This window comes from Synechococcus sp. Lug-A, from assembly GCF_024345655.1.
In the GTDB taxonomy this organism is placed as follows: Bacteria; Cyanobacteriota; Cyanobacteriia; order PCC-6307; family Cyanobiaceae; genus MW101C3.
In genome coordinates, this window is sequence record NZ_JAGQBN010000004.1 from 58,524 (window position 1) to 70,822 (window position 12,299).

At 68.2% G+C, this 12,299-nt stretch carries 12 protein-coding genes and 1 tRNA gene; 6 read left to right on the top strand and 7 right to left on the bottom strand.

Annotated features, from left to right (window positions below):
• Positions 1 to 15: 15 nt before the first annotated feature.
• Positions 16 to 89: transfer RNA gene (locus KBY86_RS04255), tRNA-Arg, on the bottom strand.
• Between the two features lie 136 nt (positions 90 to 225).
• Between KBY86_RS04255 and recF the strand changes: the two genes are divergently transcribed.
• Together recF and speD are read left to right on the top strand one after the other, a co-directional pair.
• Positions 226 to 1,350, top strand: a complete 1,125-nt coding sequence (gene recF / locus KBY86_RS04260; protein ID WP_255140396.1) for a DNA replication/repair protein RecF — start codon at positions 226 to 228, stop codon at positions 1,348 to 1,350.
• 38 nt (positions 1,351 to 1,388) lie between these two features.
• Complete coding sequence (gene speD, locus KBY86_RS04265) at positions 1,389 to 1,895, top strand: adenosylmethionine decarboxylase (RefSeq protein ID WP_255101367.1); 507 nt, start codon at positions 1,389 to 1,391, stop codon at positions 1,893 to 1,895.
• A gap of 196 nt (positions 1,896 to 2,091) precedes the next feature.
• On the opposite strand, the gene larE is transcribed toward speD, so the two are convergent.
• Positions 2,092 to 3,000 (bottom strand): ATP-dependent sacrificial sulfur transferase LarE, encoded by a 909-nt coding sequence (larE, locus tag KBY86_RS04270; RefSeq protein ID WP_255140347.1) that lies wholly within the window; start codon positions 2,998 to 3,000, stop codon positions 2,092 to 2,094.
• Between the two features lie 46 nt (positions 3,001 to 3,046).
• On the opposite strand from larE, the gene KBY86_RS04275 reads away from it, so the two are divergent.
• Positions 3,047 to 4,192, top strand: coding sequence for a cob(I)yrinic acid a,c-diamide adenosyltransferase (locus KBY86_RS04275; RefSeq protein WP_094514202.1), 1,146 nt, complete (start codon positions 3,047 to 3,049; stop codon positions 4,190 to 4,192).
• A gap of 300 nt (positions 4,193 to 4,492) precedes the next feature.
• On the opposite strand, the gene KBY86_RS04280 is transcribed toward KBY86_RS04275, so the two are convergent.
• The 3 genes from KBY86_RS04280 to KBY86_RS04290 are packed head-to-tail and all read right to left on the bottom strand — an operon-like array spanning position 4,493 to position 7,023.
• Positions 4,493 to 5,314, bottom strand: coding sequence for a potassium channel family protein (locus KBY86_RS04280; protein ID WP_094514204.1), 822 nt, complete (start codon positions 5,312 to 5,314; stop codon positions 4,493 to 4,495).
• A gap of 7 nt (positions 5,315 to 5,321) precedes the next feature.
• Complete coding sequence (gene moeB, locus KBY86_RS04285) at positions 5,322 to 6,491, bottom strand: molybdopterin-synthase adenylyltransferase MoeB (RefSeq protein ID WP_255140348.1); 1,170 nt, start codon at positions 6,489 to 6,491, stop codon at positions 5,322 to 5,324.
• 46 nt (positions 6,492 to 6,537) lie between these two features.
• On the bottom strand, positions 6,538 to 7,023 hold the full coding sequence (locus tag KBY86_RS04290) for a M67 family metallopeptidase (RefSeq protein ID WP_255140349.1): 486 nt from the start codon (positions 7,021 to 7,023) through the stop codon (positions 6,538 to 6,540).
• Positions 7,024 to 7,063: 40 nt separating this feature from the next.
• Here KBY86_RS04290 and KBY86_RS04295 point away from each other — a divergent pair, with 40 nt between their 5' ends.
• Positions 7,064 to 7,444 (top strand): CAAD domain-containing protein, encoded by a 381-nt coding sequence (locus KBY86_RS04295; RefSeq protein WP_094514210.1) that lies wholly within the window; start codon positions 7,064 to 7,066, stop codon positions 7,442 to 7,444.
• 3 nt (positions 7,445 to 7,447) lie between these two features.
• Here the strand turns inward: KBY86_RS04295 and KBY86_RS04300 are convergent, their stop codons facing one another.
• Positions 7,448 to 8,329 (bottom strand): fructosamine kinase family protein, encoded by an 882-nt coding sequence (locus tag KBY86_RS04300; RefSeq protein ID WP_255140350.1) that lies wholly within the window; start codon positions 8,327 to 8,329, stop codon positions 7,448 to 7,450.
• Positions 8,330 to 8,384: 55 nt separating this feature from the next.
• Here KBY86_RS04300 and crtD point away from each other — a divergent pair, with 55 nt between their 5' ends.
• A complete protein-coding gene (gene crtD / locus KBY86_RS04305; RefSeq protein ID WP_255140351.1) occupies positions 8,385 to 9,899 on the top strand; it encodes a C-3',4' desaturase CrtD in 1,515 nt (504 codons plus the stop codon).
• On the opposite strand, the gene KBY86_RS04310 is transcribed toward crtD, so the two are convergent.
• A complete protein-coding gene (locus tag KBY86_RS04310) occupies positions 9,896 to 10,816 on the bottom strand; it encodes a prephenate/arogenate dehydrogenase (RefSeq protein ID WP_255140352.1) in 921 nt (306 codons plus the stop codon). The genes crtD and KBY86_RS04310 overlap by 4 nt on opposite strands.
• Positions 10,817 to 10,858: 42 nt before the next feature.
• Between KBY86_RS04310 and KBY86_RS04315 the strand changes: the two genes are divergently transcribed.
• Positions 10,859 to 12,292 carry a helicase gene (locus tag KBY86_RS04315; RefSeq protein WP_255140354.1) on the top strand — a complete coding sequence of 478 codons (1,434 nt, stop codon included), beginning with the start codon at positions 10,859 to 10,861 and terminating at the stop codon, positions 12,290 to 12,292.
• Positions 12,293 to 12,299: the final 7 nt, after the last annotated feature.

Below are 12,299 nucleotides of genomic sequence, written 5' to 3' on the forward strand. Positions count from 1 at the left end.
AGTGAATGAGTGAAGCGAGCATGGAGGGATTCGAACCCCCGACCCTCAGAACCGGAATCTGATGCTCTATCCAGCTGAGCTACATGCCCGTGTACGGCGCTGTGGGCCGGATCACGTGGGTGAACAGGCAAAACCTGTTGACCTTGATGGGAAGACAACGCCCTCACCACTCGGCCTACCTTAGCCGCAAGCCGCCCCAGACCCATTCGGCTGCATCGCCTGGAGCTGCTGCACTTCCGCAATTACGCCCGGCTGGAGCTGGAGATCGAAGCCCCACGGCTGTTGGTGATCGGAGCCAATGGCGAAGGCAAGTCGAATCTGCTGGAAGCGGTGGAACTGCTCGGCAGCCTGCGCTCGCATCGCACCGGCAGCGACCTCGACCTGATCCAGCACGGCGAAACCCACGCCAGCGTGCGCGGCTTCTGCCATGAACCGGCGGCGCCGAACCACCAGGGTGCGGCCAGCGCCAGCGACGCCCTGGAACTGGAGCTGCGCCAGCGGGGCGGACGCACAGCACGCCGCAACGGCAAGACCCTGAGCCGCCAGCACGATCTGATCGGTCCGCTGCGCTGCGTCGGCTTCAGTGCCCTCGATCTGCACCTGGTACGCGGCGAACCGGCCCTGCGGCGCCAATGGCTCGACCGGGTGGTGCTGCAGCTCGAGCCCGTCTACACCGAGCTGCTGAGCCGCTACGCCCGCTTGCTGCGGCAGCGCAGCCGCCTCTGGCGCGGCGGCCTCTCAGGGCCGGAGCGGGAGGCCCTGCTCGATGCCTTCGACCTGCAGATGGCGGTGGTGGGCACCCGACTGCACCGGCGCCGGCGGCGGGCGCTGGCACGCCTGCAACCGCTCGCGGCCGCCTGGCAGGACCGGCTGAGTGGGGGCCGGGAACGGCTGGAGCTGCGCTATCAGCCCGGCAGCGTGCTGGAGGGAGAGGAGGAGGAGGCCCTGTGGCGGGAGGCCCTGATCGAGCAGCTCCAGCGTCAACGCCAGGAGGAACGCCGGCTGGGCCAGTGTCAGGTGGGGCCGCACCGCGACGAAGTGGGGCTGTTGCTCGGCGATCAGGCGGCACGCCGCTACGGCTCGGCCGGCCAGCAGCGCACCCTGGTGCTGGCACTGAAGCTGGCCGAGCTGGAGCTGGTGCAGCAGCTCTGCGGCGATCCGCCCCTGCTGCTGCTCGACGACGTGCTCGCCGAGCTCGACCCCACCCGCCAGCAGGTTTTGCTTGAAGCCGTGGGCGAGGCGCATCAGTGCCTGGTGAGCGCCACCCATCTGGAAGGTTTCAGCGATCGCTGGGCCGCAGGCTCGCAGCGGGTGGGGATCGTGGCGGGGGCGATCCACTCCCCCCCTTGAACCTGGCACTAGGATGCATTGCTGTTTGTACAGATTCGATGACCCAGACCCTGCCCTGCCTCCACCCCAACCCGGGATGGAACGGAGCCCAAAGCCTCAAGAGCCCTAAGCACCCCGCCTCTCCTGCCCCGGCTGAACCCGTGGCCAGCTCACCTGAAACCATGGTGGGCAAACACTGCATCCTCGAGCTCTACGACTGCAACCCGCAGAAGCTCGATGACGAAGCCTTCCTCAGGACCGCCATCACCACAGCAGCGAAACGTGCTGGCGCCACTCTCCTGAACCTCATCACCCATCGGTTCGAACCGCAGGGCGTTACGGGGCTTGCTCTTCTGGCCGAATCCCACATCTCGATTCACACGTGGCCGGAATCCGGTTACGCGGCTGTGGACGTGTTCACCTGCGGTGACCACACCATGCCCGAGCGGGCCTGTGACGTGCTCGGCCAGGAGCTCGGAGCCACACGCCGGAAGTTGAAGAGCTTCCGGCGCGAAACGCCCGCCTCGATCGCCGACGGAATCCGCGAACCGGTGCCCGCCGCCTGATCCGTTCCGGGGCACACCAAGAGGGCCATGCAAGGTGGGCGGGCATTCAGTGCCCTGCCCACCTTTTTCGCGTCTGGCCATGCTCTGACACAGGCCTGGCCCGTAGATCGGCCTGTGCTCTGGCCATCGTCTTGCCGTGGCTCGGCCTGGGTGTGGGCGCTGCCTGGAAACTGACCGTGCGTTTGCCTGGTCCCGTTCAGCCCCGGCCCATTGCGGCGCCGGGCAGCTGGCGGTTCAGCTTGCCGCTCACCAACCCTTCCAGGTCCAGGCTCACAGCGGTGAAGCCCAGCCCCAGGAACGTGTCCACCAATTCCTGTCGCGGCAGGCGGGTCACGAAGGAATCGAGCTGATCGGCGGGCACTTCGATGCGGGCCGTCTCCCCCTGCACCCGCACCCGCAGCTCACGCACCCCGCGGCGGTGCAACCACTCTTCGGCACGCGCCAGCCGTTCCAGGCGCAGCGCTGTGATCGGCTCTCCGTAGGGAAATCTTGAGGAGAGGCAAGGCTGGGCAGGTTTGTCCCACCAGGGGAAACCGAGCGCTCGCGAGATCTGACGCACGCCCGCCTTGTCGATACCGAGCTCCGCCAGCGGTGAAATCACCCCATGCTCCCGGGCCGCCTCGATCCCGGGGCGATGATCCCCGAGGTCATCGAGGTTGACACCATCCACCACCTGCAGGCCGCGGCCGGCGGCGATCTGCTCCGCCAGCACACCGTGCAGCTCCTTCTTGCACGCGTAGCAGCGGTTGACGGGGTTGCGGAAGTAGGCGGGATCCTGCAGCTCTGCCGTGGCCAGCTCCTGGTGGCGGATGCCCATCCAGGCCGCCTGCTGGCGGGCCTCCTGGAGCAGATGGGGGGCCAAGGCGGGGGAAACACCCGTCACCGCCAGGGCCTCCTCGCCCAGCTGCTCGGCCGCCACCGCTGCCACCAGGGCGCTGTCCACACCGCCGGAATAGGCCACCACCACAGCCCCGAAACCCTGCAATCGGGCGCGCAACCGCTCCAGCTGGGTGCACAGCTCGGCAGGCAGGCACTCCAGCAGGCGGTGCAGGGCCGGGGCAGCAGCGCCTCCGGCAGCATGAAACGGCAGTGCTGGTGAAGGCATTCCAGTCGCTGCCGATCGTTAGCATCTGATCGTAGAAGCCTGAGCCATGGCAGCGACCACAAGCAACGGCCGGGGCATAGGGATCCGCACGGCCGCAGGCAGCAGTGAGCGCAGCCACGGCCAGTTGCACGTCTACGACGGCGAAGGCAAGGGCAAAAGCCAGGCGGCCCTCGGGGTGGTGCTGCGCACCATCGGTCTGGGAATCTGCGAACAGAAACGCACGCGGGTGTTGCTGCTGCGCTTTCTGAAAGGCCCGGGACGCTCCTACGACGAGGACGCGGCCATTGAAGCCCTGCAACAGGGCTTTCCCCATCTGATCGATCAGGTGCGCACCGGCCGCGGCGATTTCTTCACCGCCGGAGAGGCCACGGCCTTCGACCGGCAGGAAGCGCAGCGCGGCTGGGACATCGCCAGAGGCGCCATCGCCAGCGCGCTCTATTCCGTGGTGGTGCTGGATGAGCTCAACCCGGTGCTCGACCTGGGCCTGCTGGAGGCAGGTGAGGTAGTGCGCACCCTGGCGGCCAAACCGGCAGGGATGGAAGTGATCGTCACCGGCCGGGGGGCGCCGGCCCAGTTGGTGCAACTGGCCGACCTGCACTCGGAGATGCGGGCCCACCACCACGAGGATCAGGGCGGCCGGCTCACCGGAATTGAGATCTACACCGGCGAGGGCAAGGGCAAATCCACCAGTGCCCTGGGCAAGGCGCTGCAGGCGATCGGGCGTGGCATCAGCCAGGACAAGAGCCACCGGGTGCTGATCCTGCAATGGCTCAAAGGCGGCAGTGGCTATACCGAAGATGCGGCCATTGCCGCGCTGCGGGAAAGCTATCCCCATCTGGTGGATCACCTGCGCTCAGGCCGCGATGCGATCGTGTGGCGCGGCCAGCAGCAGCCGATTGATTATGTGGAAGCAGAGCGGGCCTGGGAGATCGCCCGGGCAGCGATCGCCAGTGGTCTCTACAAAACCGTGATCCTCGATGAACTGAATCCCACTGTGGATCTGGAATTGCTGCCGGTGGAGCCGATCGTTCAGACCCTGCTACGCAAGCCGGCCGAAACGGAAGTGATCATTACGGGCCGCTGCAAGAACCCACCGGCCTATTTCGATCTGGCCAGTGTGCATTCAGAGATGGTCTGCCACAAGCACTACGCCGAGCGCGGCGTGGACCTCAAGCGCGGCGTGGATTATTGATTCGAGCGTTTCTTTGCTTCTCTGACTTGGATCTTCCAGGATCCCGCAACTTCAGCACGAACATGCCTGGGCCATGTGTACGCGCATCTGTGGGTGGCGCCTCTCTGGAGAGTGTATCCCTGGCTTGAGCTCTTCTGAATTGCGCATCCCCTGATTGGACATCCTTGGCTTGCGTCTCCCTGGCTTGTGCATGCCTGGCTTGCGCTCTCAAACTTCACCCAATTTGCTCCATCCTGTTTTATTGATTTTCGCGCAGACGACTGTACGCAGCGACTCCAGCACAAGCACAAGCACGTTCGCTCATTCCTTTCGGCTTCTGTCGACATCGAGCGGCAGCGGCAGGCGCCCCTCCTCGATTTCCTCTTCGATCAGATCCACCTCCCGGTTGGCAATGAAGCGGCCGAGCAACAGGCCCATCAACAGAGACACATACAACGTGCTGCTGAGGCTCAGCAGAATGGCCAGCCGTTCGCCGAGGGGATTGCTGGGCAACACATCGCCATAGCCCAGGCCGCCGAGGGTCACAAAGCTGAAATAGGTGAGTCGGTCGAGCAGGAAGTCGTTGTGGGCTTCTACGCCCAGGTTGAAGCTGCCCGGGTGAATCACCTGAATGGCCGTGGCCAGGATTCCACCGGTGAGGCCAAGATGCACATAGCCCGCCGCCGCGCCGGCCAGCACCTTCAGGTTCACACGCGGCACCCGGGCCAGCACCAGGACGAACCGCACCGTTGTGGTGAGGAAGAACACCGTGAGCATCAGCAGCGCCACCACCCTCAGCTGCTGGTTTGGCCAGCCCCCAACCAGCAACGGCACCCAGGTGCCGAGCGCCGCCAACAGTCCGAGCAGCCGGTAGAGCTGAACGCGCAGCAGCTCCGACGAGGACGGCCGGATCGCCGGCAGAAGCCGGATCGACTGGAGCACCAGCAGCGACACCATCACCGGCAGCAGGAAGCGGGCGAAGCCCACCCCGCGGATCGTGGCCACCGGCATGAGAAACACCGGCAGCAGGGTCAGCAGGAGGAAGGGAACGAACTGCTGTTCAAGGAGCAGCAGACGCCGTTCCTCCTGTCGCCGGCCGTCACGCTCGTGCTCCGTGAGTGCCGCCCTTGCCACTGGGGGCATGCGGGGGTCAGTAGAGCGGAACGGAAGGATCGACCTCCTCGCTCCAGGCCTTGATGCCTCCCGTCACGTTGACCCCCTCGATGCCATGCCGTTTGAGCGCGATCAGGGCCTTGGCCGAGCGGCCGCCGAGCTTGCAGTGCACATAGAGGCGCTTGCCTGCGGCCAACTCGCGCACCTGCTCGATCGCCTGCCCGCTTTCGATCTGATCGAGGGGAACGAGCACGCCACCAGGCATCACCGCGATCTCCGCCTCCGGCGGGTTGCGCACATCGAGCAGCACCACATCGGTGGGCTGGCTGTCGAGCAGGGCTTTGAGCTCCTGCACGCTCACGGAGGGCACACTGCCCGCTTCCTCCTGGCCGGGTGCCGAGCCACCGACACCACAGAACTCCTGATAATCGATCAGTTTGTCGATCACCGGACGCTCAGGGCTGGGGCGCAGCTTCAGTTCGCGGAAGGTCATCTTCAGGGCATCGAACAGCATCAGGCGACCGCTGAGCGTGGTGCCGATGCCCACGATGATCTTCACCGCTTCGGTGGCCTGGATCATGCCGATGATGCCGGGAAGCACGCCCACCACCCCGCCTTCGGCGCAGGACGGCACCATGCCCGGCGGCGGCGGTTCGGGGAACAGATCTCGGTAGTTGGGCCCGCCCTGATAGTTGAACACCGTGGCCTGGCCCTCGAAGCGGAAGATCGAGCCGTAGACGTTGGGCTTGTCGAGCAGCACGCAGGCGTCGTTCACCAGATAACGGGTGGGGAAGTTATCGGTGCCATCGCAGATCACGTCGTAGGGGGCGATGATCTCGAGCGCGTTTTCGCTGGTGAGCGCCGTTTCGTAGAGATCAACCTGGCAGTGGGGATTGATCTCGTGGATGCGATGCCGCGCCGATTCGATCTTCGGCTTGCCCACCCAGGTGGTGCCGTGAATCACCTGGCGCTGCAGGTTGCTGCTATCCACCACGTCGAAATCGACGATGCCGAGGCGACCGACGCCGGCGGCGGCCAGATAGAGCAGAAGGGGAGAACCAAGGCCACCGGTGCCTACGCAGAGCACCGAGGAGGCCTTCAGGCGCTTCTGTCCCTCCATGCCCACCTCGGGCAGGATCAGGTGGCGTGAGAAGCGGGCCACCTCATCAGGTGTGAGCTGGACGCCGCTGGTGTCGGGAGGAAGCATGGGCAGAAGGCCGGTGGCCAGAACAGCCGCTTGGGCGGCACATGCCTCAGTCTCCCAAACCCCCGGGCCTTGCCTCATCATCCGAAGCCAGCGGCAGCGGCTCGGCCGCCCTGCCATCGCCGGTCTCCGTCAGCCACCAGCCCCGCAACTCCTGGTGCAGGCCTGAGGCGATCAGCAGCACGGTGGGGGGCATCGCCAGCTCCAGATCCAGCGCCGAAGGCACCGCCGCGCTGGTGGGATGGCTGTGCGCGGCGCCGATCACCGAGAGGCCACGGCTGCGCGCCCACTTCTGTGCCTGCAGCTGCTCGCGCGGATCGAGGGCGAAACGCCGATGACGCTCCGGTTCCGGTTCCCACACATTCAGGCACGGCCACGCCGTGGTGATCCGCCAGCGGTGGTCTGCGTGGCCTGTCGGAATCGGGCCGATCAACAGAGCGCAGCCCTCCTGAGGGTGGGCCGCCCGCACGATCGCCTCCAGCACCGTCAGGGCGCGCCGATCGATCACCAGCTGTTCTGGCCAAGAGCCACCCATGCCGATACGTTATGGGCCGTCACCGCACCCCGCTCATTCAATGAACGAAACAATCACCGAGCAGGACGTGCAACCGACCAGCCATGTGCCCGCTTCTGAGAGCTCCGACGCTGGAGCGAGCTTCAACGCCCGTTACGGCGAGATCCTCACCAAGGTGAACCAGACCCTCGAGCAGGTGGACTGGAATCAGGCCGGCAAGGCGGGCAAGGCGCTCGGCATCCTGCTGGCCGTGATCGTGGCCCAGATCCTGATCAAGGGAGTCCTCGACACGATCAACCTGCTGCCTGTGGTTCCCGGCCTGCTCGAACTGCTCGGTTTGGTGGTGGTGGGCAGCTGGAGCTGGAAGAACCTCACCACCAGCGAAAAGCGCTCCGCCGTGGTGGAGCGCCTGCGCAGCCTGCGCCAGGAGTATCTGGGCTGAGGCCTAGAGCAACCGGTCAATCAACGCCTGCGCCTGTCGCCAGTAACCGCCACCGAACAGGTTGGCGTGATTGAGCAGGTGGTACAGGTCGTAGACAAGCCGCCGGCGCGCTTCGCCCGGCGGCAACGGCCATTCACGCCCATAGCCCAGGAAGAAGTCCGCCGGAAAGCCTCCGAACAACCGCGCCATGGCCAGGTCCACTTCCCTGTCGCCGCGGTAGACGGCCGGATCAAACAGAGCCGGCAGCGACGAATCTTGCAGCAGCGCCGCATTTCCGCTCCACAGATCCCCGTGCACGAGGCAGGGATCAGGGCCGTGGTCGTCGAGCCAGCCGGGCAGGTCTGCCAGCAGTTGCTGGCTGCCCGGTAGCTGTTTTCCCTTCGCCGCCGCCAGCTCCAGCTGCACGCCCAGACGCCGCTCTGCGAAGAAGCGACCCCAGTGATCCCCCCAACCGTTGCGCTGGGGGTTCGAGCCGATGAAGTTGTCGTGCGGCCAGCCGAAACGCAACGACGGGCCAGCGGCGCTGCGCCGGTGCAGGCAGGCGAGGGCAGCACCGAAATCACTCCAGGCCTGGGAGCTGCCGCCATGGGCCAGCGTCAGCCACGGCAGCAACAGCACCGCTTCCCCCTCCACCACGGCGCAGTGCAGCGGTTGCGGCACCACCAGGTCGGCGCCGGCGGCGGCCGCAAGGGCCTTGAGACCGTCCGCTTCGGCCTGAAGCAGGGGCAACGCTGTCGCGCCGTTGGTTTTGGCGAAGAAGCGGCGGCCATCGGCAAGCTGCAGCTGCAAGGCCCGGTGGATGCAGCCACCGCCCACCGGCTGGCGGGAGAGCAGTGGCGCCTGCAGGTGCTGCCGCACCCAGGCCGCCAGCGAATCGTCCGTCACGGCCGCCCCGTCAGCATTGCCAGCATGCCTGCAATTCTGTGGCGGGGCAGCGAAGGTGGGCGCGCAAGCCGATGCGGCCAAAGGCCAGTGCGACGTGGCCGTGCTCGGCGCCGGAATCGCCGGCCTCACGGCAGCGGCCCTGCTGGCGCGCCAGGGCCTGGACGTGCAGCTGCTGGAAGCCCATCACCAGAGCGGCGGCTGCGCCGGCACCTTCCGCCGCCGGGGCTATGTGTTCGATGTGGGGGCCACCCAGGTGGCCGGCCTGGAGCCGGGCGGCATTCACGCGCGGATCTTCGAGCAGCTGGGCGTGGAGGCGCCGGCAGCCACCCCTTTGGACCCCGGTTGCGTCGTGGATCTGGCCGATGGCCAGCCGGCGGTGCGGCTCTGGCGTGATCCCGAGCGCTGGCGGCAGGAACGGCAGCGGCATTTCCCGGGCTCGGAGCGCTTCTGGAGCCTGTGCGCAGCCATCCACCAGGCCAACTGGGGCTTCGCTGGACGGGAACCGGTACTGCCCCCCCGCAGCCTCTGGGACCTGGGCCAGCTGCTGGGGGCCCTGCGCCCCGCCAACCTGGCCAGCGGTGTGCTGGTGGGAAGCACGATCGCCGATCTGCTGAGGCTCACGGGCTGCGCCAACGACGCGCGGCTGCGGCGCTTTCTCGATCTGCAGCTGCGTCTCTATTCCCAGGAGCCGGCCCACCGCACTGCCGCGCTCTACGGCGCCAGCGTGCTGGCGATGGCACAGGAGCCTCTGGGCCTGTTCCACCTGGCGCCCTCGATGCAGGCCTTGAGCGATGCGCTGGAGCTGGGGCTGGCCCGCGCCGGCGGCAGCCTGCGCTTGCGGCACCGGGCGAGCGAGCTGCGGCAGCACGGCAGCGGCTGGAGGGTGCATGGCACAGGGCCAGGCGGGAGCAGCTGGCAGCTGCTCGCCCGTGAACTGGTCTGCAGCCTTCCCCCCCAGTCGTTGCCGGATCTGTTGCCAGGGGATGCCCTGCCGGCCGGTTACGGAGCGCGGCTGCGGCACCTGGAGGATCCCAGCGGTGCGCTGGTGCTGTACGCGGCCGTGGAGCGCAGCGCCCTGCCCGCCGACTGCCCCGCTCATCTGCAGCTCGACTGGGCCGACCCTGGCTCCCTGTTCGTGTCGGTGAGCCGGGAGGGGGATGGCCGGGCGCCGGCGGGGGAGGCCACCGTGATCGCCAGCGTGTTCACTCCGGCCCGGCCCTGGTTCGAGGGCGACGAAGCCGCCTACCACTCCCGCAAACAGACGGCGATGGCGGGCCTCCAGGCAGGGCTGAATCGGTTGCTCGGTCTCACGCCGGCGCACTACCGCCACGCGGAACTGTCCACACCACGCAGCTTCGCCCGCTGGACCGGGCGGCCCTTCGGCTTCGTGGGCGGCCTGGGCCAGCATCCCTCCCGTTTCGGCCCCTTCGGGCTGGCCAGCCGCACACCCCTGCCTGGCTTCTGGCTCTGCGGCGATGCCATCTACCCCGGCGAAGGCACCGCGGGCGTGAGCCTGTCGGCGCAGATGGTGAGCCGGCAACTGCTGGCTCGGCGGGGGATGGCTGCCTAGAGGAACTCCGGCCGCAGGCGCTGGCCGGCCGCCAGTGCCTCGCGCAGATCGGCCCAGCGCTCCTGCTGCAGCAACCCCTCCAACTGATCGAGTGATCGCCGGTAGGAGGCCAGGGCCGCCAGGAGCTGCTCCCGGTTGCAACGGGCCATCAGGGCACCCAGTTCCGGGTTGCCGCCCCCCACACGTGTGGTGTCGGCAAAGCCACTGGAGGCCAGCGCACGCACCAGCGCCCTGGCCTCAGTGTCCACCTGCTCGTAGCCGGCTTGCCCATCGCCAGGGGCCGGTGCCGCCACGGCGCCCCGATCCGCCGCCTGCAGCAGGGCGGCACCCACCAGCACCGGCAGGTGGGAAATCAGCGCCACGGCGCGGTCGTGGGCCTGGGGGTCGCACAGCAGCCATCGGGCCTCCACGGCTTCCGAGAGGGTGCGCACGAGCTCCAGAGCTGCCGGGTCGGTGTCTGGCGTGGGCGTCACCACCCAGGGGCGACCGCGGAACAGGTGGCGCACCCCCGCTTCCACCCCGGCCTCCGCGGTGCCGGCCATCGGGTGGCTGGCAACGAAACGGGGCACGATCCCCTGCCAGGTGCGCAGCACGGGTGCCTTGACCGAGCCCACATCGGTGATCACCGCGTCCGGCGGCAGGGCAGCCAGCAACGCCGGGGCCGGCGCCAGCAGCTGATCGAGCGGCAGCGCCAGCACCACGAGCCGGCAGCCCGCCAGCACGGAGGGATCGGTGCTGACCCGGCCAGCCAGTCCACGCTGGCGAGCCCGCTCCGCCGTGCTCTCCCGCCGTACAAGCCCGCGCACATCCCAGCCGCGGGCACGCAGATCGAGGCCGAGGGAGCCGCCGATCAGGCCCAGCCCCACCAGCCCCACCACTCCGGCCGTGCCGTCGGGGTGCATCGTCTGGGCTGTCATGGCTGCCACGGTCCACTCGGAGCAGCTTCCTACGATTCGCGGATGTTGGAAGCCCGCGCCCACCAGCAACTCAAGCAACTCCTGCGGCAGGAGGGTGGCGTGGGCTGGCCGCATCACCTCACGCTCAGCCGGGTGGTGGGGCGCAGCCTGCGGCGCGGCGATCACTGCTGCCTGCAGCTTGCGCCTGGCAGCGATCCGGGCTGGCTGGTAGCCCTGCTCGTGCCGATGGCCCTGGCGACGGCACCGCTGGTGCTGGTGGTGAGCGAGCCGATGCGCCGGCGCTTGCTGCAGGTCGAGCTGCCCCGGCTGCGGGCCGCCGGGCTCACGCTGCCGTGCTGGGAAGGGGAGACACCGCCCCGCGACAGCACCCTCTGGCTGATGAACCATCAGCAGTTGGTGAAGGCCTGGCAGAGCGGCACCCTTGGAGATCGCCACCTGGTGATTCCCGAGGAGGAGATCCTCGAAGCACGGCTGCGCACGGAGCTGGATCAGCAGCTCGCTCCTCAGCATTGGGACCAGATCCGCCTCAGCCTGCCGGCGGCGGACGCGAGCCTGCTGGAGCTGCACCAGCGGCTCGGCCGTCGGATCCTCAGCCACCCGGGCACCCCCTCGGCCCAAGTGCCCCTGCCGCCCGAAGACGAAGCGCCCCTGCGGCAGTTGCTGTCGCTGCTGGGGCCGCTGCCGCGTCCATGGCCCGAGTGGATGGCGGCCAGCGGCCCGGGCTGGACGAGCTGGGCCACCGTGGACCGCCAGCTGCTGCAGTGGGACCTCCACCGGGTGCCGCTCGAACCGCTGGAGGTGATGCAGGGACTGCTGGATGGCCGGGCCCTGGTGCTGGTGGGCCAGCGCGGAGCGCCTGTGCAGCTGGCGGGGTTCACCCCCCAGGTGCGGGTGGATCTGGCCGATCCGCTCCTTTCCGACCCTTTGCCGCTCTACGCGCCCCTGCGCCAGCCCCTGCCCAACAGCCCCCAGTACGGCGAGCATCTGCTCGATCACTGCCGCCGTCTGGTGCTGGGCCAGGCTGGTCTGACGATCGTGCTCGTCGATGAGGCTGGCCTGCGCCTGCCGCTGGCGGCGGCGCTGGCGGCCGAGTTCGGCACGCGGGTGTGCCATCAGGACACAGCCCCGGAGAGCAATGGTGTGATCTGCTGCGGCTGGACCTGGTGGCTGGAGCATCAGGAGCGATTGCCGGTGCCCTGCCAGGTGGTGGTCGGTCCACTGCCGATCGCCAGCCTGGAAGACCCGCTCACCGCCGCCCGGGTGATGCGGCTGCGCCAGCAGGGACGCGACTGGTTCCGCGAACTGCTGCTGCCCGAAGCGCTTGATCGACTGCAGCGCGGCCTGGCCAGCCTCAGGCGCGGAGGGGCGGGGCGACTGGCTGTGCTGGATGGCCGGGTCCGCAGCCGCAGCTGGGGGCGGCAGGTGTTGCGCGCCCTGGAACCCTGGGTGGCCCTGAATCGCCTGCTCCCGGGCTGAGCCGCCA